This window comes from Psychrobacter sp. H29 (genome assembly GCF_059073055.1).
In genome coordinates, this window is sequence record NZ_JCACRY010000001.1 from 2,605,539 (window position 1) to 2,626,665 (window position 21,127).

At 40.9% G+C, this 21,127-nt stretch carries 22 protein-coding genes; 11 read left to right on the forward strand and 11 right to left on the reverse strand.

All coding sequences use genetic code 11. The features are described 5' to 3' along the window. The first annotated feature begins 31 nt into the window (after positions 1–31). Positions 32–1,033, forward strand: a complete 1,002-nt coding sequence (gene ahr / locus AC5JP1_RS10585) for an NADPH-dependent aldehyde reductase Ahr (protein WP_493844087.1) — start codon at positions 32–34, stop codon at positions 1,031–1,033. 179 nt (positions 1,034–1,212) lie between these two features. Here ahr and AC5JP1_RS10590 read toward each other — a convergent pair whose 3' ends face one another. Continuing rightward, positions 1,213–2,148 carry a LysR family transcriptional regulator gene (locus AC5JP1_RS10590; RefSeq protein ID WP_493844088.1) on the reverse strand — a complete coding sequence of 312 codons (936 nt, stop codon included), beginning with the start codon at positions 2,146–2,148 and terminating at the stop codon, positions 1,213–1,215. A 97-nt stretch (positions 2,149–2,245) separates the two neighbouring features. Here AC5JP1_RS10590 and AC5JP1_RS10595 point away from each other — a divergent pair, with 97 nt between their 5' ends. From AC5JP1_RS10595 to AC5JP1_RS10620, 6 genes are all read left to right on the forward strand, one after another. Beyond that, complete coding sequence (locus AC5JP1_RS10595; RefSeq protein ID WP_493844089.1) at positions 2,246–2,680, forward strand: DMT family transporter; 435 nt, start codon at positions 2,246–2,248, stop codon at positions 2,678–2,680. 8 nt (positions 2,681–2,688) lie between these two features. Then, a complete protein-coding gene (locus tag AC5JP1_RS10600) occupies positions 2,689–3,150 on the forward strand; it encodes a DMT family transporter (RefSeq protein WP_493844476.1) in 462 nt (153 codons plus the stop codon). A 420-nt stretch (positions 3,151–3,570) separates the two neighbouring features. After that, positions 3,571–4,578 carry a DUF1852 domain-containing protein gene (locus tag AC5JP1_RS10605; protein ID WP_493844090.1) on the forward strand — a complete coding sequence of 336 codons (1,008 nt, stop codon included), beginning with the start codon at positions 3,571–3,573 and terminating at the stop codon, positions 4,576–4,578. Between the two features lie 53 nt (positions 4,579–4,631). After that, entirely contained in the window at positions 4,632–5,660 is a 1,029-nt protein-coding gene (locus AC5JP1_RS10610) for a methionine synthase (RefSeq protein WP_493844091.1), read from the forward strand. Between the two features lie 38 nt (positions 5,661–5,698). Beyond that, complete coding sequence (locus tag AC5JP1_RS10615) at positions 5,699–6,223, forward strand: flavin reductase (protein ID WP_493844092.1); 525 nt, start codon at positions 5,699–5,701, stop codon at positions 6,221–6,223. 38 nt (positions 6,224–6,261) lie between these two features. Beyond that, positions 6,262–7,077: a sulfite exporter TauE/SafE family protein gene (locus AC5JP1_RS10620; protein WP_493844093.1), complete on the forward strand. Its 816-nt coding sequence runs from the start codon at positions 6,262–6,264 to the stop codon at positions 7,075–7,077. A 336-nt stretch (positions 7,078–7,413) separates the two neighbouring features. Here AC5JP1_RS10620 and AC5JP1_RS10625 read toward each other — a convergent pair whose 3' ends face one another. The 4 genes from AC5JP1_RS10625 to AC5JP1_RS10640 form a co-directional block, all read right to left on the reverse strand. Continuing rightward, a complete protein-coding gene (locus tag AC5JP1_RS10625; RefSeq protein WP_493844094.1) occupies positions 7,414–7,644 on the reverse strand; it encodes a hypothetical protein in 231 nt (76 codons plus the stop codon). Between the two features lie 367 nt (positions 7,645–8,011). Further along, positions 8,012–8,770, reverse strand: coding sequence for a tRNA pseudouridine(65) synthase TruC (truC, locus tag AC5JP1_RS10630; RefSeq protein ID WP_493844095.1), 759 nt, complete (start codon positions 8,768–8,770; stop codon positions 8,012–8,014). Positions 8,771–9,124: 354 nt separating this feature from the next. After that, positions 9,125–9,373 (reverse strand): antitoxin VbhA family protein, encoded by a 249-nt coding sequence (locus AC5JP1_RS10635; protein ID WP_493844096.1) that lies wholly within the window; start codon positions 9,371–9,373, stop codon positions 9,125–9,127. A 113-nt stretch (positions 9,374–9,486) separates the two neighbouring features. Further along, positions 9,487–10,794, reverse strand: a complete 1,308-nt coding sequence (locus AC5JP1_RS10640) for a hypothetical protein (RefSeq protein WP_493844097.1) — start codon at positions 10,792–10,794, stop codon at positions 9,487–9,489. Between the two features lie 102 nt (positions 10,795–10,896). Here AC5JP1_RS10640 and AC5JP1_RS10645 point away from each other — a divergent pair, with 102 nt between their 5' ends. Continuing rightward, entirely contained in the window at positions 10,897–11,100 is a 204-nt protein-coding gene (locus AC5JP1_RS10645; RefSeq protein WP_493844098.1) for a helix-turn-helix domain-containing protein, read from the forward strand. Positions 11,101–11,540: 440 nt separating this feature from the next. Here the strand turns inward: AC5JP1_RS10645 and AC5JP1_RS10650 are convergent, their stop codons facing one another. Further along, positions 11,541–12,407, reverse strand: a complete 867-nt coding sequence (locus AC5JP1_RS10650) for a YwqG family protein (protein ID WP_493844099.1) — start codon at positions 12,405–12,407, stop codon at positions 11,541–11,543. 245 nt (positions 12,408–12,652) lie between these two features. Here AC5JP1_RS10650 and AC5JP1_RS10655 point away from each other — a divergent pair, with 245 nt between their 5' ends. Then, positions 12,653–13,588, forward strand: coding sequence for an alpha/beta hydrolase family protein (locus AC5JP1_RS10655; protein ID WP_493844100.1), 936 nt, complete (start codon positions 12,653–12,655; stop codon positions 13,586–13,588). A 170-nt stretch (positions 13,589–13,758) separates the two neighbouring features. Here the strand turns inward: AC5JP1_RS10655 and AC5JP1_RS10660 are convergent, their stop codons facing one another. Both AC5JP1_RS10660 and AC5JP1_RS10665 read right to left on the reverse strand, forming a co-directional pair. Then, positions 13,759–13,980 (reverse strand): hypothetical protein, encoded by a 222-nt coding sequence (locus AC5JP1_RS10660; RefSeq protein WP_493844101.1) that lies wholly within the window; start codon positions 13,978–13,980, stop codon positions 13,759–13,761. A gap of 293 nt (positions 13,981–14,273) precedes the next feature. Then, on the reverse strand, positions 14,274–14,687 hold the full coding sequence (locus tag AC5JP1_RS10665) for an organic hydroperoxide resistance protein (protein ID WP_493844102.1): 414 nt from the start codon (positions 14,685–14,687) through the stop codon (positions 14,274–14,276). A 180-nt stretch (positions 14,688–14,867) separates the two neighbouring features. On the opposite strand from AC5JP1_RS10665, the gene AC5JP1_RS10670 reads away from it, so the two are divergent. Then, positions 14,868–15,722 (forward strand): AraC family transcriptional regulator, encoded by an 855-nt coding sequence (locus AC5JP1_RS10670; RefSeq protein WP_493844103.1) that lies wholly within the window; start codon positions 14,868–14,870, stop codon positions 15,720–15,722. Positions 15,723–16,321: 599 nt separating this feature from the next. Here the strand turns inward: AC5JP1_RS10670 and AC5JP1_RS10675 are convergent. Beyond that, a complete protein-coding gene (locus tag AC5JP1_RS10675) occupies positions 16,322–17,230 on the reverse strand; it encodes a competence protein CoiA family protein (protein ID WP_493844104.1) in 909 nt (302 codons plus the stop codon). 111 nt (positions 17,231–17,341) lie between these two features. Between AC5JP1_RS10675 and AC5JP1_RS10680 the strand changes: the two genes are divergently transcribed. Further along, positions 17,342–18,373 carry a hypothetical protein gene (locus AC5JP1_RS10680; RefSeq protein WP_493844105.1) on the forward strand — a complete coding sequence of 344 codons (1,032 nt, stop codon included), beginning with the start codon at positions 17,342–17,344 and terminating at the stop codon, positions 18,371–18,373. 211 nt (positions 18,374–18,584) lie between these two features. Here AC5JP1_RS10680 and AC5JP1_RS10685 read toward each other — a convergent pair. Together AC5JP1_RS10685 and AC5JP1_RS10690 are read right to left on the reverse strand one after the other, a co-directional pair. After that, positions 18,585–19,750, reverse strand: a protein-coding gene (locus AC5JP1_RS10685) for an IS3 family transposase (RefSeq protein WP_493842780.1) whose coding sequence is annotated in 2 segments (ribosomal slippage) — positions 18,585–19,492 and positions 19,492–19,750 — 1,167 coding nt in all. Because the reading frame shifts where the segments join, the coding sequence is not laid out codon by codon here. A 62-nt stretch (positions 19,751–19,812) separates the two neighbouring features. Continuing rightward, a complete protein-coding gene (locus AC5JP1_RS10690; protein ID WP_493844106.1) occupies positions 19,813–21,126 on the reverse strand; it encodes a TnsD family Tn7-like transposition protein in 1,314 nt (437 codons plus the stop codon). Between the last annotated feature and the right edge of the window lies 1 nt (position 21,127).

The window sequence follows — 21,127 nt, forward strand, 5'->3', positions numbered from 1 at the left end:
CTATCACAATGACTAAAAATAAGGAATAACGATGATTAATGCATATGCAGCAAAAGAGAAAGGTGGCAAATTTGAACCTTATGAGTATGATCCAGGTGCTCTAGGCGACCATGAAGTAGAAATCGAAGTACACAGCTGCGGTATCTGTCACAGTGATCTATCAATGTGGCAAAACGAATGGGGTATGACCCAATACCCGTTTGTTGGCGGACATGAAGTTGCAGGTAAAGTCCTTAATAAGGGGAAACATGTTAAGCACCTGGAGCTAGGTGATAAAGTCGGCCTTGGCTGGCATAAAGGGTACTGTAACGTTTGTGATTTATGTATCGATGGCGACCATAACCTATGCCCTGAGCAAGAAGGTACGATTATTGGTAACCATGGCGGCTTTGCAGACAAAGTGCGCGCAAAAGATACCAGCGTCATAAAGGTTCCTGAAGGACTAGATTTTAATGCAGTGGGACCACTATTATGCGGCGGTGTCACCGTGTTTAACCCACTTGTAGAGTACGGTATCACACCAACCTCAAGAGTAGCCGTAATCGGTATTGGTGGCTTAGGTCACCTTGCGTTGCAGTTTGCCAATGCATGGGGCTGTGAAGTGACCGCGTTCACTAGTGAGTCGAAACTAGAAGAAGCAAAAGAGATGGGTGCTCACCACTCATTGAACTCACGAAATGATAGCGAAATCGAAAAAGTCGCGGGTTCTTTTGATTTGATCATCTCAACGGTAAACGTCGATATGAATTGGGATCTGGTTGTTCAGACATTGAAGCCAAAGGGTAAACTACACTTTGTTGGCATATTAGAAGCACCACTAGAGATATCAGCTGCACCGATGATTATGGCGCAAAAAAGCCTATCAGGCTCACCAGTTGGCTCACCATCGACGCTGCGCAAAATGCTAGATTTTGCGGCGCGACACAAAATCCAACCAGTGACTGAGACTTACAAAATGTCTGAAATAAACGAAGCGTTTGAGCGCCTAGAAAGTGGTAATGCTCGCTACAGAGTGGTATTAGAAAGAGAATAGCTTCTAAAGACATTACTCTAAAGATAGAGAGCTCTAAACATAGTAGCGATAGGTCATTTAATAGATGACGTATCGCTACTATTTTTTTGTCTGATATAAACGCTTGAGGCTATTTGTCTTGTCTTATCTGAGTTTTCTATAAAGATTAAGGTAGATTACGGAATTTCATTCATTGTTTCTTAGTTGACCTGCCAATATAGCGGCTCGCCATAGATCTCAGTGAAATAATCAATCAAGGTTCTGACATTCAAAGAGATGTGACGCGTATTTGGATAGATAGCAGCGATATGCTGAGGCGTCGTTTTGATGGCAGTTTCATACTCAGGTAGGAGCTTCACCAATTTACCACTCTTTAAATGATCACCGATTAACCAGTCAGGAAACAGTACAACCCCCATGCCTTTGAGCGCTGATACCAGCAACGACTCCGCATTGTTTGACATGAGCAGCGCAGGGGCGGCAACTGGTGTCCAGTTTTCATCATTTTTCTTAAAAAACCAGCGGTTTGGCCCTGATGAGCCCTTATAAAATAAGCATTTATGATGAGCCAAGTCAGAAGGTGCTTGTAGAGTGTCATGCTTGTTTATATATGCTGGCGCGGCTGCAAGGTGATAGGTTTGCTCACCGAAAATACGTGCATGAAAGGACGAATCATTCAATGTGCCAATCCGAAAAATAACGTCGGTTGCATAATGATGGGGATCCACAAAATCATCAGTGAGCGTTAAGTCTATTTGTAATTTGGGATAGCGAGTACTGAGTGCTGGTATCCAAGGTGCGATATGCCGTTGACCAAAAAATACCGGGGCGTTAATTCTTAACAACCCACCCGGTTCTAAAGTCCTGTCTTGCAACTCCTTTTGCGCCGCATTCATGCTTTCAGTCATCGCATGCGCGTAGCCCATAAATACGCGTCCCGCTTCAGTAGGAATAACGGCGCGGGTATTACGATAAAAGAGCTGCTGCCCTAGCGAGTCCTCTAGTTGCTTAATAATTCGAGACACTTTTGAGGCAGAAACCCCTTCTTTTCGTGCCACGACAGAGAAACTCTGGGCATTAAAAACGCTGATAAAAAATAGCAGGGTTTTTATGCTGATGTTGTCGACGTTATTCATCTGTGCAACTTATGCAAAAGTCATTTCTACATTATAGCGTTTTTCGTAGGTATGGGCTGCGGTAAACTACGCCGCATTGCTCATTGAGGATCGTTTTATGCAGATTTTATTGATACTGGTGGTGGTTTTAGGTGGTATGGGATTGTCGGTTGAGGCTGGGCTACTCGGCCCGCTAGGCAGTCAGGTGGGTGAACTTTGGGCGACGCTTAGTATTTTTGGTGTTGGGGCGGCATTGACGTTTTTTTTGATGCTATTTTTTAGTCCGCGAGAGAGTCCCTCGTTTTTCTCGCAGCCACCGTTACTACTAATTGGCGGCGTTTTGGGACCTGTCTACGTGGTAGTGTTAACGGTGGTCACACCTGTTATTGGGATTGCACTGACAATGATTGGCATACTTGCAGGGCAGGTATTTCAAAGTTTGATCATCGATCACTATGGGCTGTTTGAAACCGAGGAGCGCAAAATAGATATTAGACGAGTGATTGCATTAGGTTTCATCATTGCAGCACTTATTTTTATGGCAAAGGGGTAGACCACATGATGCTTATTTTAATGATTGTACTGGCCGTGATTGGCGGTGCTACCCTGAGTGTACAGGCTGCATTGAATGGTCGGCTGGGTAGCAATGTTGGCGTGTTCAAAAGTGCCTTTCTGACGTTTTCTGTTGGGGCAGTCGTGACCGCATTGCTTATTTTCTTCTTTGAGCCCAATCATGCGGTAACGTTGATGGATGTCCCTAAGTGGCAGTTGCTTGGTGCACTGTGCGGTGTGCCTTATATCGTCATCATGGTGGTTGCCGTACAGCGTATTGGTACCGCTGTGGCCACGGTCGCGGTGATCTTTGGTCAGCTGAGTATGAGCGTATTGATCGATAATTTTGGTTGGCTCGGTAATGAAGCCATCAGTTTGTCAGGCAGTCGCATCAGTGCGTTAGTGTGCTTGGCGATTGCGCTGTACTTTATTTATTCGAGTAATAAACCTAAGCCTAAAGAGGTCAGTTAGGTCCAATCTATCTTAGAGTCATAAACTTTAAAAGTATGAAGCCCCTGCTATTAAGCCAATAATAGCGGGGTTAATTGACTTTTATGACAATATTTCAATAACAATATTTTAATGACATTGTTTTAATGAATGAAACAATGCCGTATCGCCTATATCACTTCTCATTAAGTCTCAACCTATATTCTTCGCTCTATTCACTGGTCAAAGCGTTCACTTCTCAGTCTTTTGCAGACCTCGATTTTTTTATAACAGTAGTCAAAATTGCATTTGACAAGCTATATTTAATTTCAAATCTATATAAAGATGAATTTAATTCACTTTATATTAAAATAGTATCGTTTTTATTCATGTAATAGCTCAGGTATTATTTATCTCATATACAAATATGGTTTATCTAGAATTTTAAGGTAGCGAGTTATCATGAGTAAACAATTTAACTGTTCCATTAAGCGCATTCGATTTGACGAAAACTATCATCCTGCTGACAATACGCGACTGACGACAAATTTTGCCAACTTAGCACGCGGAGAGCAGCGCGAGGACAACCTACGCAAAACGTTGACGATGATTAACAATCGTTTTAATACCCTTGCGCATTGGGACAATCCTACGGCAGATCGTTATTCTGTTGAGATTGATATCGTCTCTGTAGATATGGATATCGAAGGCAATGGCGATGCTTTTCCTGTCATTGAAACACTCAAAACAACGATTATTGACCACAAAGAAAACAAACGCATCAACGGTATGATTGGTAATAGCTTTTCATCATATGTGCGCGATTATGATTTTAGCGTCGTGCTATTAGATCATTTCGATAAAAATCCAACGTCACCGCCACCAGAGCACTTTGGTGACTTGCATGGCAAGCTGTTTCAGTACCTATTGAACTCAGATGCCTATAAAGCCAATTTTGATAAGCAGCCTGTGATTTGCCTGAGTGTGTCGACAAGCAAAACCTATCATCGTACCAACAATCAACATCCGGTATTGGGTGTCGAGTACAAGCAAGATGAATACTCGCTCACCGACGACTATTTTCACAAAATGGGCTTAGTTGTGCGATATTTTAAGCCTGAAGGTAGCGTCGCGCCGTTAGCGTTTTATTTTGCAGGTGACTTACTCAGTGACTATACCGATCTTGAGCTCATCAGCGCGATCAGTACCATGGAGACCTTTCAAAAGATCTACCGCCCTGAGATTTATAATGCCAACTCAAGCGCTGGGGAAGTGTATCAGCCAAGCTTGAACTACCAAGATTATTCATTGACCCAGATCGTATATGACCGTGCAGAGCGTAGCCAAATGGCAGTGACCCAAGGCAAGTTCACTGAAACACATTTTATCAAGCCTTATCAGGATATTCTTGAGACATGGGCGGCCAGTTACTCTGTGAAAGAGGCACTGCCTAAACAGCATGCTGCCTAATTGATCATGTCATGAAAAAATTTATAAAAGACCAATACAAAAGAAGAAGCAATATGACAGTATTACTACCAACCTCAACTGCTGGCAGCTTACCCAAACCCACTTGGCTGGCGGAACCTGAAAAAATTTGGTCACCATGGCAGCTGGACGGTGAGGATTTAGTCCAAGCCAAGCAAGATTCGCTATTGGTGTCGCTACAAGAGCAAGTACAGGCAGGGATTGATATCGTCAGTGATGGCGAGCAAACCCGTCAGCACTTTGTCACTACCTTTATTGAGCATTTAGACGGTGTGGATTTTAATGAGCGCGAAACCGTGCGTATCCGCAATCGCTATGATGCCAGTGTACCGTCAGTCGTCGGTGCCGTGAGTCGCCAGAAACCTGTGTTTGTTGATGATGCCAAGTTTTTACGTCAGCACACCGACAAGCCGATCAAGTGGGCGCTGCCTGGGCCGATGACCATGATTGATACGTTGTACGACAGTCATTATAAGAGCCGCGAAAAGCTGGCATGGGAATTTGCCACTATCCTTAATCAAGAAGCCAAAGAATTAGAAGCGGCGGGCGTGGATATCATTCAGTTTGATGAGCCTGCGTTTAATGTATTCTTCGATGATGTCAACGACTGGGGTATTGCCACCCTTGAGCGCGCGATTGAAGGGCTAAAGTGCGAAACGGCGGTACACATCTGCTACGGCTACGGCATCAAAGCCAATAACGATTGGAAAAAAACGCTCGGCTCAGAGTGGCGTCAATATGAAAAAGCCTTTCCCAAATTGCAGCAGTCTAAAATCGATATCGTTTCTTTGGAATGCCAAAATTCGCGCGTACCGATGGACTTGATTGAACTGATTCGTGGTAAAAAGGTCATGGTTGGTGCGATTGATGTGGCGACCAACGACATTGAAACGCCCGAAGCGGTCGCGGATACCTTACGTAAAGCGCTACAATTTGTCGATGCCGACAAGCTCTATCCTTCAACCAACTGCGGCATGGCACCACTATCGCGCCAAGTGGCAAAAGGCAAATTACAAGCATTAAGCGCAGGCGCAGACATCGTTCGTCAAGAACTAGTAGGCTAACGAGAGATTAGTAATAATCCAAATTTGGGGTGTGAGTAATGAGTGAAGCAAGCAATTTTAGAGACGCCATGTCACTGCTGACGACGGCAGTCAACGTGGTCACTACCGCAGGCGCGGCAGGCATACACGGGTTCACTGCTTCAGCAGTCTGCAGTGTTACTGATAATCCACCGACCTTGCTGGTCTGTATGAACCAAACCTCGCGCTCGCACACGCACTTTGTGGACAATAACGTCTTAAGTGTCAACGTGCTCGGCTCGCAGCATGAGCATCTGTCTAATGTATTTGCCTCAAAGCTTGAGTCAGATGAGCGCTTCACCCATGGTGCATGGCATACTTTGGTCACAGGTGCGCCTGTATTAGACGATGCGCTGGTCAGCTTTGATTGCGAGATTGAGCAAGTACAAGCGGTGGGTACGCATAGCGTCTTTATGTGCCGCGTCGTCGCGATTAGCCAAACTGACAGACATGCTGAGGGCGGAGATGGGTCAGGCGAGAGTCTGGTCTATTTCAACCGTCGCTATCATCCAGTCGGTCAAGTCCGTCAAATAGACATAGCTTAACCGTACCCTTCTATCCTCTAACCAAAAGTAACGATTCTGTGGAACTTATCATATTTTTAATCATTGGGGCCTTAGCAGGCTTTGCGGCGGGGCTGTTCGGCGTGGGCGGCGGCACCATCATCGTGCCGCTGTTGTTTATCGTTTTTACCCAAATGGACTACAGTCCTGATACCGTGATGCATCTGGCGCTGGGTACCTCGCTTGCCACCATTATCGTCACCTCTATCAGCTCGCTCATGGCGCACAACAAAAAAGGCGGCGTCATGTGGCCAGTCTTCAAAAACCTAACCCCAGGTTTAGCCATCGGCTGCTTTTTTGGGGCAGGGATTGCAGGGCAAATATCAGGATTGTACCTTCAGCTGATTGTGGGTGTGTTTTTGCTGTGGGTTGCCTATAAGATGTTTATAGGCGGCAAAAAGAAAACAAACAACAGCGCCCAGCATATCGTTGCCGCGTTGCCATCAAAACCGAAGCAACTGGCAGCAGGCGCGGGTATTGGTATTGCCTCCGCTATTTTTGGTATTGGCGGTGGCAGTTTAACGGTGCCCTATCTGACACGTTACGGTGTGATGATGCAAAAAGCGGTAGGCACGTCCGCTGCCTGCGGTCTACCAATCGCTATCGCAGGCGCGCTTGGTTTTATGATTTTTGGGATGCAGGCCAATATCAATGTACCTAATGCGATTGGCTTTGTGCATATCTATGCCTTTTTGGGTATCAGTATCATGAGCTTTTTTACCGCCAAGCTGGGCGCAAAAGTCGCGCATATCTTATCACCAGCGCTACTAAAAAAATGCTTTGCAGTGCTGCTGACTGTTGTAGGGCTTTACTTTCTGTATAAAGGATTGTTTTGAGGGTTTGAAGTGATGTATCTAAAGGATAAAAATCACGAATCGCCTTGTAATGCTTAGTGTTGAGAACCATGGATAGTTTAATGATCTGCTATAAGTGATTTTATTGGTTTGGTCTATTTTGAGTGGTCTATCAATGTGTTTACAGGTGTATCAGGCTAGTTTTTTGAGGTAGGCTGTAAACAGCCCAGTAGATAAATATCCAAAAGTATGGAAACTTGAGACGATTACTCCCCTGAAAAAAATATTCCACAGTTTCAGAAGTTTCTAATTAGGGATGGTTTAAAGTATCAAAGCTAGCGGTCTACTATTAGTAGTTTACTAGCTTGGAACTCAAAATTATTTTCTTAAACCTACAGTGCCAATCTCTACCAGCATAGGAGTTAGGCAATTTTTATCTCCTTGTTTTGCGTATTCTTCTATATCATTATCGGGGTAATATTTTGAATATCGTCCATTGGTTCTAATGTAGTCACCCATTTTAAAAACATACCCATTCAAACTTAAGGTTTTATCATATTCATTCCACTTAACAGCATTTTCAGGATATTTAGGAAACATAGCTGTCATGTAACTACCGTCTTTGTGTATTAGGTAGAGACAACCCTTCTGCCATTTGAAAACTCATCCTACAGATGCCATAGATTGTGCCTGCGTTACGGGATCAGTGTAATAGCGAAAAATACTAGTCTTTGGTGCAGGTTCAATGACCTTTTGAATAGGATTTGTTACTTCCACATATTCAGCTGGGGCAGCCACAGGGTTTGTCGTACAACCGACTACTAATAAGCTTACTAATATTAAAAAATATTTTTTCATATTCATACTCTAAATTTTTGGGGCGTACGCGACATTTTATTTTGAAAATTACACTGCTATGTACACTGATGTTATATGAATAGAGTTAAAGTACTGATGGTAATACCGCACTAGGAACTTAATTCTCAGCACGCTCCACCCAAGAAAATGCTTCTAGGATGCGCATCCATTGATCGTCCATTCCTGCCTTTAGCAGCAATGGCTCACCAGTGACGGGATGACTGAGCGCCAACGTCTGAGCATGTAGCAGCATCCGCGTACAGTCATACTGAGTGCGAAAAAATCGTGTGTGCCGTATATCACCGTGGCTGGTATCACCCACGATATGATGGAATACATGTCTCATATGCCGACGCAGTTGATGCTTGCGTCCCGTCTCAGGTGTCAGGCGCACAAGGCTATAGCGGCTGGTGGGATGCTTTTTTGACACTGCAAACGGCAGCTCAATCTGTGCCAAACTTTGCCAGTGAGTCACCGCCTCTTGAGCGGGTTTGTCCACATTGGCAAACTTATCGGCGATGGCATCAGGCTTAAAGCTGAGCGCATAATCAATCGTGCCGTGCTCTGGCATAAAACCGCGTACCACGGCTATATATTGCTTGGTAACCTTGCGTTCAGTAAACGCCTCGGTCAAGGTACGCGCTACGGCTGAGCTTTTGGCAAACAACAGCACGCCCGAAGTCGGTTTGTCTAAACGATGCACCGGAAACACATGGCAACCGACCGCATCACGGGTCAGCTGCATGGCAAAGCGTGTTTCGCCTTTATCCAGCCAGCTGCGATGTACTAGCAGCCCTGCTTCTTTGTTAATTGCCACTAGGTGCTCATCTTCATAGATAATGTCTATTTGGTTAGTGCTTTCACTCTCAGTATCCATGCGTTCAGTACCTATATAGTAGAAACTATAGTCATATAAATGATGCATAGTTTCTTATTTCGTTATTCAAAAAAAACCCTTCGTCATCTTGTCAGTAGTAGATGGCGAAGGATTTAGTGATGCATCATAGAATGGTTGGTAATACTTCAGTATAATAGGTGACTATTAAGTAATAAATGTCAGAGAGTAATAAAGTATCATACTGATTTTTTTATAAATTATTGATTTTATTATATATAATTTATTGTAAAAAATAATAAAGTATCATACTGAGTAGCTTCAATCATAGCACCGAGTTGTATTTTGGAGTAATAAAGTATCATACTGATTCTTTCGTAAAAGAAAAAATGGTAGTCAATTATCTTCAAGCGCTACCTTAGTATAGTGAGCGTGTAGTAGCGCTGTTACTTCTTCGTTAGTTGCAATTTTACCTTCCACAAAGTCTTTGAAAATATGCTGAGTATCTGGATTGACAGGAAGGTTGTCTACTGCGAAACTGGCCGAAGTAATAGCGCTAATACGGCGTCGTTTTTCTATTTCTTGCTGGCTAACGAGGATAGGACGATCATCAGTAATTGATTCTTCGAATTTAGAGTCTTCCATACTAGCTCCTATTAGTAATAATAAATTTGCTCAGCAAATTATATAGTCTTCTATCTAGACAATCTTTCTCTTACTGGTATACCTTATTTGGCTAATTTAGTTGTGTTAATGATTTAGACGTAGGTAGAGCATGATTGTTTGATATCAAGAGCGATTGTGACTGAATAATTCGTACTTCTAGTATCTCCTAAAGTTGCATAACTTATTGGCTCTAAAACTTTCTGGGGCCTATATGGACTAAATAACTCATCAATAGTGTAGTGAAAACTACCATCATCTACTCCAAATACATAATCAAAAAATATTTTGGCCATTGCAGACTGAGGGTGGCTAGCATCGCGAAAAGATTTATTGCGATTCCAACTACCACTATGTATTTTACCGAAAACCCTTTCTATATTACCAGAAACAGAATTTGAAGCATGTCTTTGAGTAATATTTGGTTTTTGCACGTATGCAGCAGCATTTTCAACAGATTTCCAAATGACATAATGCATGGTTGATACAGCGCATTCAGCTAGACATGATCTGAGAATGCTAACTAGCTTGTCGCCAATAGGCGGTGCTAGATCGTTCAGTCTTGACCTAGTAATCAGGTAGCTTAAACATTCTCCTAGTTGCACCTGTTCACACCAGCTCTTAAATTGACTATCCGCTACTAGAGCACTGACATTTTTTTTAGATTTAGCGTTTATCAAGATTTTAGTAAGATTCTCAATACTATAAGTAAACTCAAAGATCGCTTGATGGAAGTCTATTTCTAACTCCTGTTCTTCGCTGATGGTTACGTATTCGTAGCTATTTTCAGGAGCTAGTATGAGCAGATTTCGGTTAAAGAGATGATGTAGTATCTTTTCATCTAATTTAGAGAACGATGATAAAGGTAGTGATAAGTTATCATGTAGAGAAACTGTATTCTTTAAATTATCTGCTCCTATACTCTCTATAGTCGCTGCAAGTAGCAGCCTATCCACATCGTTAAGCTCAGTGACTGAAGGAATACTGCTTAATTGAATGCTTCTGCATTGATTGATATGCTCTAGAGCGGTCTGTCTTCTCCCCTCTGCTAAACGGTCTTGTTTAAGACGATACTCTAAGTACTCTTGATCCATTCTTTTTTCAAGCGCCTCCCTGCAATCATCACACCGCCATCTAATAGTATCCAATCGAGTTAGCTGTGAGCGAGTATAGCAAATCTTAGTTTTACCGCAGTCTATGCATTGACAGTCCAGTACGACAAGATGAGCATTTATTTTAACGATACTAGGTATATCCTGATGCTTAACATCAAACTCTTGACCTATCTCTTTACAGGTATATATAAAACCACTTCGTTTATCGCCTTCTCTTAGCCAGTACCTCTCACAGATAAGCTTATTAGTTTCTGTTATATCTGACTGATACTCTAGTTTAGTTTTCACGCTCACCTCTCAATACCGACTATATCCCGTGGATATTGTAGCTTACCACTGTGAGTATTGCTATCTTTAGCAGTGGTTAATGAAATGACAACAGATGATCGCATGATTGCCTTCGGGAAGCGTGTTCGTGAGGTGCGAAAAGGCAAAGGAATATCTCAAGAGAGACTGGCAGAGATGGCAGGTATTGATCGAAGCTATATGGGAAATATTGAGCGTGGTGAGAAGAATGTCACGCTCAAGAAAGTCTATGAAATCTGTGATGCGTTAGATGTTGAGATACGGGATCTAGTCCAAGGTTCAGACTAGATTTCGTGAAATTATATACTTTTGGGGATTGATTAGATTATACCTAAGGTTAGGTATATAGCTGCTTAGTCGTCTGTTTCAAATATGTTTTGATCAACATAGGCACTTTCATAGTCTGTTTGAAGTGGTTCCATTATACCAGTCTACTTTAAGTGGTCTATTAATTGGTTTTTGAAGCCTTTTGGTGGTTCCCTTAGAGTATATCCTAAAAATCTAATTAAATTACTCTATATGGCTTGTTTGTCTAAAGCGAATAATTAAATGGTTCGTTACACGCTGTTTAATAGACAAGTATTTATACATAAAACAGGCAAAATAAAGGAGTCTAAAAAATTACCGTTTTTAAGACTTTAAGACTTTGAGAAACTCTTATGAGTTGTGCTGTTCTATTATGCCATCGCAATTGCTTTACTGTCTTGACGACACTTATAGATAATAAATCAACCGCAATCCCAGTTGTATACTAACTGATTAAAATCTCGTGCTAAAAGTGCTTCAGGCGTAATAAAGAAATTCGCTACACCCATATCACCCCACATGATATCCACGTCATCATCGCTATCAAGTTGGAATAATAGAATATGTTGTCTTAATGATTCCTCATATTCACGAGGGTCAGTTTGGGTGAAATAAGAATAGCCTAGGATTTGATGACCACCAATGCCTGCCAGTTCATGGTATTTATCAATAACATCGTAAGGGTCAACATCATCCAACCCTTTTGCTTTGAGCTCTGCTTCTATAGCATCTTCATCATAAAGTTCGCTCGTATCAGATGAGTTGTAAGCATAGAGGTTACAAGACTGTACCGCTTTCTCGAATGTGAGGGCAAATTCATCCTTCACGCCAAAAGGCAATACGTAATCCTCTTCTAGAAAAACTGCTTTGATACTAGCCATAGTCTCATCTAAATCGGCTTGATTAACAGGTAAGTTTGTATCCGCCCAATAACGCACTTGATAAGTATCACTAGGATAAGGATTATCAAAATCAGCACCGTATAAGTCAGTATTGCCAATATATACCTGTAAGATACCATTATCAGGCAATGGTTGCGGTAGTTGCGTTAAATCCACAGCGTTACTTAACTTTGAAAAATTTATCTGCACGAGTAATGCCAATGGTTTGCCGTCTGTCTGACTGGGATAGGTTTCGCCCATCGGCAAATAACCCATACCACCCACTTTACTGGCAGTTAAAGGTAACTTTCCATCGCTATTTTTTAGTATAATTCGCACCATTTCAACACGGCTTTTTTTAAGCAGTGTTTGCAAGGTTGGGCTAGGTAAATTAGTATCGTCCGTCATATTCACTCGCTATAGTTATTTTAATGATTAGTGGATTGCTTTGTATCTAAATACTGATCCCTGCAGTTAATCTAATAGAAATTAACTTGGGAGATTTTAATCACACAGCTCGATAACCCTGTGCTGTGGATTTAATAGTGATTAAGTTCATGTCCAATACTAGCAGTTCGATGCCTGTATAGCGCACCGATCACGAACAGAATAAATCAGTATAAGCACAACCACCCTATAAAAGGCTGTTCATCATGATAAAAGATTTTTTACTTTCGAGAGTAGTTATCGTTGCGGGTACTCTTATTTTTGCTATGCCGACTTTAGCTGAGATCACAGTATCTGAGACTACCGTTGTGATACCAAACGAAGCATTAGAAGCATTACCAGCACCGACTCTGTCAAACTGTATTTCCGACAGCGCAATCACTGCTGATGCCCTTTCAAATACTCGTGATAAGGGTCCTTTTACAGTAAGTACCAAACACGTACCTCGTCAGTCAGCTGATGGCTTCGGTGGCGGCACTATATATTATCCGACTAATGCTAGCGGCTGTGGCCTTTTAGGTGGTATCGCCGTAGTTCCTGGCTATGTCTCTTATGAATCCTCTATAAGATGGTGGGGGCCGCGTCTGGCTTCTTGGGGGTTTGTCGTTATCACTATCAATACAAACCATATCTCTGATAATCCAGATAGCAGAGCCACTCAACTCAGTGCGGCATTGGATCAGCTTCTACTCGATAGTACGGTTGGTAACATTGTAGATCGAGATCGCTTAGGCGTTATCGGCTGGTCAATGGGCGGCGGTGGCGCGCTTAAATTGGCAACTGATCGTAGTACCGTTCGTGCCGTTATTGCACAAGCGCCCTATTACGATACTAGCTATGCCACTATGAACACACCAGCCTTATTCATTGCTTGTGAGAACGACCGTATTGCACCCAATAATAAATATACCAACGTTTTCTATAACAATGCGGCTGGCCCTAAAATGAAAGTTGAGGTTAACAATGGCAGTCATTTTTGCGCAAGCTACGGTTTTCACGAAATGTTGCTCAGTAAGCCTGGTATCGCATGGATGCAGCGTTATATAAATGGTGATACTCGCTTCGATCAATTCTTATGTAGCAGTGAGAATTATAATAGCAGCCCTCGTATATCTTCCTATAATTACAAAAATTGCTTATAGGAGCATTTTAATGGAATTAATATTCGATAACTATTACAAGCTTTACTACACCTTTTTCAACCTGTGGATACTTGAGCTCATCTAGCACGTTTAGAATATCTATTTATTTTATTCCGTTGCTGAAATATTATGACTGCATGTTGTATACCTCAGACTTTGTGAAAGGCTCATTATTTCTCGCCTCTAATGCGATTAAATAACCAACCTGCCAATGGAAAAGACACCATCTGGGTTAGTGGCACAAGTATTATGGTTTCTATCAGTACAACCACTGGAAAGCTCAAATCCTTAGTAACCGGCTTTAATACACTCAGCACGATTAACAGCGTAGGAAAAAGACCTATATAGCCAATTAATATCTGTCTGAGTTTGTTTTTGATTTGACTTTTCATAATCTTGCACCATCTGACTTAGGAAAGATTGTAGGTTTCTGAGAGCTAAAAACGGATTGCTTACTTTTGGTAATAAGGATAATCAGTATAGCCAATCTCAATGCCTCCATACATAGTGGTAGGATCTACGCTATTGAGTGGCCAATTGTTAGAAATACGCCCCAAATATAGGAAAAGCAGAAATATTTTCAGGTATAAAAAATTGCTTGACCATGTAGAGTTAGTCAAGCAATGATAAAGTTTATAATTATTATGTTGTTTTTTTATACTTATTAGATAAGTACCACTGCTTTTTAAGCGACAGTAACATGCAGGCGCACATCAACATTACCACGAGTGGCATTTGAATACGGACAAACTTGATGAGCGGTTTCGATTAGAGTTTGCGCTTGTGACTCGTCAATACCAGACACTTCGATAGATAAATCTATATCTAAGTTATAGCTGTTATCAGCCTTCATACCAATACCGACTTGAGCAGAGGTTTTTGACCCAGTTATTGGTAGTTTCATTTGTTGTGCTGTCATATTCAAAGCACTATCAAAACACGCGGCGTAACCCATCGCAAACAGCTGTTCTGGATTCACACCTTCTTTATCTCGTTCTTGAAAAGATACCAAATCAAACCCTAACGAGCCATCGTCAAGACCTGTATGTCCAGAACGGCCTCCAGTTGCTGTTGCGCGAGTTTTATAAAAAATTTTCATCATGTATTCCTTATCTGGATTCATAGGATTTGTTGAGTATTATTAAAATCAGACTTGATGTGTCGTGATGCCATCATTATAAGTGAGTAATCAAAAACTTATTAGAACAGTCCTACAAAAAAATTGCCTAATTCTACAAAAAATTATATTATTAAGTAAATTCAAAATAAGTAAAATTTTATGCAGACAGAGACCATTGGCCAGTTACTCAATCTATTACCCAAAAATCAAACGATCGAATCTGCTATTCCAGACTTATTTTTTTACTGTGCTGATAGACCAAATAAAACGGTCAGCTATATTCAAGAGCCAAGTCTATGTATCGTTCTGCAAGGTGAGCGCGAGATTTACTTAGGAAAAAAGTGCCAAAAGTTTGACAATAGTGATCTGATGTTTTGTCCGATAGACGCCCCATTGAGCATGCACATTAAAAAGGCATCGTCCGAACATCCTGTCATCGTGCTATCTATGAAATTAAATCTTGTCATGATTCGAGAGGTACTCGCTAAGATGCCACCTAAAAAATATACAGACGAGCGTTATTTAGGAATTAAATGGCAATTAGATGACGCTATCATGGCAGCGTTTGAACGATTAATAGGCTTGCTCAATTATCCAAATAACATTGAGTTTTTATCTTCTTTGATTCACCAAGAGATTTATTATCGCTTATTATCAGGACAGCAAGGCGATAAGCTGCGACAGCTGGTAACAAATGGTAGTCATACCCATCGTATTGCCCAAGCAATCGATTGGCTCAAATTGCATTTAGATGAACCTGTGGTTATTGCAGACTTAGCAAGCCGCTGCGGTATGAGTGTTTCAGGATTTCACCAACATTTTAAAGAAATTACTCAGTTGAGTCCGCTACAGTATCAGAAAAATTTGCGATTAATGGAGGCAAGACGACTGGTTAAAATGAACGACTTGCAAATATCACAAATTGCCATGCAAGTAGGATATGAAAGCCCAAGCCAATTTAGCCGAGAATATAAACGACTGTTTGGAATCAGTCCAAATAGTGATTTAAATTAAAGCATTACTAAAGATTTCAGTAACAGTGTGACTTTAGATAGTACGGTTAACCTATATAGAAAATAGCTGATCTTAAGCTCGAAAAGCTAATGTTCTGTACACTCAAAAGTACATTACCAATATTTCAATAGCTCAACCTATTTATATCATGAGCCTAGAGCCTAGCATTCAAGTCCTCACTAGGGTACCGAACTGATTGAATCAGTTCGGTAATTACCACGTCATTAATTATTGGGTTGGTGCGTTATACAGGTATCGAACTAGGATCTGCCTCTCAGATTGTTGAGTTTCCAACAATTCCACTGTAGTTTACTAAAGCGTTACTTTCTATTAAATAAATCATAGGCTTTTATCTTCTTAGCGACAATCCTGCACCCATTTTCATAATAATCAACAAGTACAAAGCTATCGACAGTATCGACATTACACTTTAGACAATGGTAAGCACCTAGCTTCCAGTCATCTTTTTCGATCACTCTAATTGTCTGTTTAGAGCTACAAGTAGAACAAAATTTAAATTTGCGGTTTGTAAATCTTTTCATGTTCATTGTGTTTTTCATCCAAATTGCAGCAGTATTAATATATCCATCGCAAATAAATTAGAGCTTGGGTGTAGTATCCATTTCTCGCAAACGTAGTAACACCGTATGAGAGAAAGGATTACAATACTTCCAAGCTTTGAATTTTGGTGTATATCTACCACCACCTTCTTTGCTCCATTGCTTCAGTAAAGCTATAATCTCTGGATTATAACTGACCGTTTTTACTGAAATACCCCCATCGTTAAACACCCATGCATCTACCCATACATTATTAATAATAAAGCGATGTTTAACATAATTGTTGGGCAGCTTAGATTGAGCTTCTTCACTACCATCAGCAACGTGGTTCGTATTGATTTCAGGTAAGGGCGTCGTACTTAACCAATCTGCCAACGGCTCGTCAGGTTTCTTAGCCTCAGGGTATAACCATTTTTTATTATCTACTTGTTTTAGAATGAACTGTTCTGCTTCATCGCTGGGAATGCAGACATTGCGCTTTAGTAGTTCTCGCAAGTCTATCTCAATGGTCTTGATATTTAGTTGTTTGATGAAATTAAGTTTGTGAGTATCTACAAATGATGTCACGGCAACTTCGATAAAAAGCATCTCATTATCAATATTTGCTAATAAATCAGGCCGAATTGAGCCAACAGCCTGCTCTGCTACTAAGCTTGAGAACTGCCAATTTTTTGCTTCAGTCTCATCTGTTTCTGGCAAGGGTGGCAATACCACACATTTTTTCTCCATAATAACTTGCTTAGCAAACTTGTGTAGGATACTTTCAGGGTTGATATGGCAACTTTCTTTATTGCTAGAGTGAGCGAAATGATGCTCGTTTTTCTCTCCCTTTCTAGCAACAACGGGTTCGCTACATTCAAAACAATGACAGTTACAAGCGAGTCCTCTTTCTACTTGTTTAATATTAACCAGTTGATCTAGATCATTAATAGCAATATTCATTAGCATGGTTACTATCCTCTTTAGGGTTTGTAAAAACTGAGGTTAGTATGAGCTGAGTATTTTTGCGTAAACACCCTTAAAAGGGATAACAAACGGGTTTGAGTCGGTTTAATACTAATGAAAAACAAATACTTAGAGTTATTTGAGAATTTAAGCAATCGTCTTGACTTGTATCATAACGAAACTAAAAACCAGCGTTATTTACAGATAATGTTAGAGCGTAGGCTAAAGAGCCTGCCAGAAAATGAAGGTGATGTTTACGAGCCTGACAAAATTACTCGTAAAATAATTTATGCCATTGATAAGAATGTCAGTCTAGATGATATCGATAGCAAAGAAGCCCAACAGCAGATAAATATTAGGAAGATCCAAAAGTATTTATCCGATTTTGTTCGAACTCAAATGGACTCCGAAATACTTAATCGTGTTGGCTATACCCCTGTGATCCAGGTGGAGTCTTCACGAGGGGGTCGAGGTAATGAAAAGGCATTTTGGTTGGATATTGAACCTGTCGAATTATTGCTACCATCTGTTGCATTAGAAGATGAAGATCCGCCTGAAGACTATAGCAAGATAATTTATGTGAGAGAGCATAACTCGACAATAAAACCCTCAATTCTCACTCGAATTTTTTTTAAGAATGGTGAATTAAAGATGTACAGCCCTAAAGGCTTACTGTTGACTGCTTTGATGCTTATTAGTCTTCTTATAGATATACTTATCGTCTTGTTCGCGGTCTTATTTATTATATTCATAAAGGATTTGCCATCATTAAGCTTAATAACAGCATTAATTATATTAGCGTTCATACCATTCGCTTATATGAATTTTATATGGTTCTTTAAACCCTTACATCACTTAATGACTCACCGCATCAGTAAAGCGCCTTTGTTATTTGCAAATATAAATACAGACAATGCTGATATTGAAATGTACAAGGGGGCTGACGGTTATAGAATAGCGAGAATAACGGCCTTCACTTCCATTTGTCCAATATGCACAGCACCCATTGAACTAGCTGATGGTAAACCTGATCAAAAGCAGCCGTTGGTTGGTCGATGCAGAGAAGCACCTCATGCCCATGTTTATAGTTTTGACAGGATGACTTTGAAGGGATATTTTTCAGGCCATGAAGGTTATTTGAAGTGAGAGCAGGCATCAAGCAAGTAAATCGAATATTTTCATACTAAATAGTTAAATCAATTCTTCGTAGTTTTTCTTAGTTAAAAGTACAGCCCAAACAGCCGACTATTCCCATAAAGGTACATTTGGGTTAGGTTTTCTACATAATACTAAACGCAACTGGATTCAGTTTGACCCCTGCCGTCAATCCCGTATATATAAACTTGGGAGATTTTGATTACGCAGCCTGACGATAATAATCAAACCACACCTGTCTTGGCGATTTATAGCCTAAACCCTTTTGAATCCTAGTCTGATTATAATATAACTCAATATATCCAATGATATCTCTGATAGCTGCAAACCTTGTTTTATAGTCTTGGTGATATACTAGCTCGTTCTTCAATATGCCCCAGAAGCTTTCTATGGGTGCGTTGTCAAAGCAGTTGCCTTTACCGCTCATTGAACCTGTAAACTGATGCTGCTTGATGATCTTGTGGTAAGCATGGCTACAGTACTGACTGCCTCTGTCAGAGTGAACGACTAGCCCTTTGCTTGGTTGTTTATTCTTGATGGCCATGTTCAATGCTTTGCATACTAGATCTGCGGTCATTCGCTTATTGATCGCATAGCCGACCAGCTCTTTGGTATATAAATCTTTGACTCCCGCTAAATACAACCAGCCCTCAAGCGTCCAAATATAGGTGATGTCACTGGCCCACGCTTGGTTAGGGCGACTGGCATCAAACTCTTGATCCAACACGTTTGGATAGACCAGTTTGTTGTGATTGGAGTCGGTGGTGACTTTAAAGTGTTTGTGGCGACGGCATTTGATGCTGTATTCCTCTTTGATGCTTCTGACCATGTAGGGACTGATGTTATGACCTTGCTCACTTAGATGCGCATGCAGACGCTCAACACCATAGCGCTCATGAGTTTCACTGTGAGCGGCTTTAACGAGTAGCTCACAATGGTTGCGATGTATCTGCTGCTCGCTGATATCGCGACTCAGCCAGTCGTAGTAACTTGAATGCTTAACCCTTAGCACGCGGCACATAGTGGTGATGGTAAAGAAGTGCTGGTTATCTTTGATGAAGGCGTACCTGACTAGCTGTTTTTCGCGAAGTACGCCGTCGCCTTTTTTAATATCTCTCGCTCCTCTTCGGCTACTTTAAGCTGCCGCTTGAGCTGCTTTATTTCTTGAAGAGCACTCATGAGATCAGGATCATATTGCTCTGTGCCAATCAGCTTGCCTTGATTGGCTTTGTTGTTCCAGTTCGATAAGGTTTGCATGGCGATGCCAAGCTGCTTTGCAGTCGCTGAGATATTGCCATTATTGTCTGATATCTTCTTAACGGCTTCAGCTTTAAATTCTGTGCTATAGGTTCTTATTTTCTTGACCATGATAAACTCCGATTAATATGCTTAGTTTACCAAGTTTACTTGTACGGTTTCTTCAGCATAGCTCACAGTTTTTCCAAATTCTTCTCAACTGTCGAAGAGGTCTCGGCTTGCTTTAACCACCAGTTACTCGATCTTCTAGGGCTATCTAGATCCCATATTAGGATGTTTTTGATGTTTATTAGCTGCCTTACATACAATCTATCACGCTTGCCCCAGTCATGTTTAAGTCCGTTTTCAATATGTTTATTATGATGGGACCTGTTATAAGAAAGCAGCCATGGTTTATCATGACGGTAGAGCCAAGCATATAACCCACCATCTTCTTGTCGAGCTTGCTTGATGCTTTTCTGACACTCTACTACTAAGTTTTGCCATTGGTCGCGTTTAAGTTGGATGTTTGAAGTAGACTTTTCGCTAGGTTTTAGTACCTCATCTTCTTTTTTTATATTCAACGCACTTGCATGTGAAATAATATTTTTAAAATCCCAGTTCTTCCCAATAAATGCTTCAATGACAATAAGATGCTGAAGGTAGCTAAAACTTTTTCGATGTTTACGAAATATTGAGCGTAACCAGCTATTATTTGCATCTAAATCATGCAAGTTAAATCGATGTAAACTACTGATACTCCATCTATCTAATACCTTATTTACGATACTATCAAAGTCGATATGTCCCGAGCCTCTATTACAATTGGCCGACAGGGCTAAGTTTTTATAAAACAGAGACCATTGTTCATAGCTAGGAGATGGTAAAGGCGATAAGGTTAACAGCTCTAGGGCTTTACGGGCGACAAAAATATCTGTTTCGGATGCATGCGGTTGAACAATGGCAACATTACTTTTAAAATTGGCCGAAACGTATGAATGCCGTGCAATAGGACGAAAATCAAGCTCAGAATCTATTAAAGATCCATGTTCAAGGCAGCAATTTACTCCTTGTATTTGCCACAGTCTTGACCAGTAAAACTCACCTAAACTATCCAATTGGCTTTTAAAACAAGAGGGGCAGTAGCGTACTTTTTTAGGTGCGGGTACTCTTGATGCATTCAGTCCCACTGCTAGATGTACGGAACCACGTGACTCTCCTTTCATCCACGCTAAGCACTGTCTACGTCTATCTTCAGGAATAAATGGTGCGTAAATAGGAAATAGGGTATGGCTATAGATTAAGGTTTCTACTTTGTATTGATGGCCATGATATAACTTTACGATAGCTGATATCTGATTAGGTAAATCAATTGTAGCGATAACTTTTCGATTATCAAAAACTTCATCAAGTAGCTGTTTAGGACTCATGATGCCAGCTCTAACACCAGCTCTAGCAATGACGCTATAAATCAACTCGTCTTCATAGAGCATGGGAAAGTTAAGCATT

Coding starts and splice junctions, on each gene's coding strand:
- AC5JP1_RS10670 (WP_493844103.1), top strand. CDS start 14,868: ATGCAGACAGAGACCATTGGCCAGTTACTCAATCTATTACCCAAAAAT.
- AC5JP1_RS10600 (WP_493844476.1), top strand. CDS start 2,689: ATGCTTATTTTAATGATTGTACTGGCCGTGATTGGCGGTGCTACCCTG.
- ahr (WP_493844087.1), top strand. CDS start 32: ATGATTAATGCATATGCAGCAAAAGAGAAAGGTGGCAAATTTGAACCT.
- AC5JP1_RS10595 (WP_493844089.1), top strand. CDS start 2,246: ATGCAGATTTTATTGATACTGGTGGTGGTTTTAGGTGGTATGGGATTG.
- AC5JP1_RS10590 (WP_493844088.1), bottom strand. CDS start 2,148: ATGAATAACGTCGACAACATCAGCATAAAAACCCTGCTATTTTTTATC.
- AC5JP1_RS10655 (WP_493844100.1), top strand. CDS start 12,653: ATGATAAAAGATTTTTTACTTTCGAGAGTAGTTATCGTTGCGGGTACT.
- AC5JP1_RS10650 (WP_493844099.1), bottom strand. CDS start 12,407: ATGACGGACGATACTAATTTACCTAGCCCAACCTTGCAAACACTGCTT.
- AC5JP1_RS10660 (WP_493844101.1), bottom strand. CDS start 13,980: ATGAAAAGTCAAATCAAAAACAAACTCAGACAGATATTAATTGGCTAT.
- AC5JP1_RS10615 (WP_493844092.1), top strand. CDS start 5,699: ATGAGTGAAGCAAGCAATTTTAGAGACGCCATGTCACTGCTGACGACG.
- AC5JP1_RS10665 (WP_493844102.1), bottom strand. CDS start 14,687: ATGAAAATTTTTTATAAAACTCGCGCAACAGCAACTGGAGGCCGTTCT.
- AC5JP1_RS10610 (WP_493844091.1), top strand. CDS start 4,632: ATGACAGTATTACTACCAACCTCAACTGCTGGCAGCTTACCCAAACCC.
- AC5JP1_RS10680 (WP_493844105.1), top strand. CDS start 17,342: ATGAAAAACAAATACTTAGAGTTATTTGAGAATTTAAGCAATCGTCTT.
- AC5JP1_RS10645 (WP_493844098.1), top strand. CDS start 10,897: ATGATTGCCTTCGGGAAGCGTGTTCGTGAGGTGCGAAAAGGCAAAGGA.
- truC (WP_493844095.1), bottom strand. CDS start 8,770: ATGGATACTGAGAGTGAAAGCACTAACCAAATAGACATTATCTATGAA.
- AC5JP1_RS10605 (WP_493844090.1), top strand. CDS start 3,571: ATGAGTAAACAATTTAACTGTTCCATTAAGCGCATTCGATTTGACGAA.
- AC5JP1_RS10675 (WP_493844104.1), bottom strand. CDS start 17,230: ATGCTAATGAATATTGCTATTAATGATCTAGATCAACTGGTTAATATT.
- AC5JP1_RS10625 (WP_493844094.1), bottom strand. CDS start 7,644: ATGACAGCTATGTTTCCTAAATATCCTGAAAATGCTGTTAAGTGGAAT.
- AC5JP1_RS10635 (WP_493844096.1), bottom strand. CDS start 9,373: ATGGAAGACTCTAAATTCGAAGAATCAATTACTGATGATCGTCCTATC.
- AC5JP1_RS10690 (WP_493844106.1), bottom strand. CDS start 21,126: ATGCTTAACTTTCCCATGCTCTATGAAGACGAGTTGATTTATAGCGTC.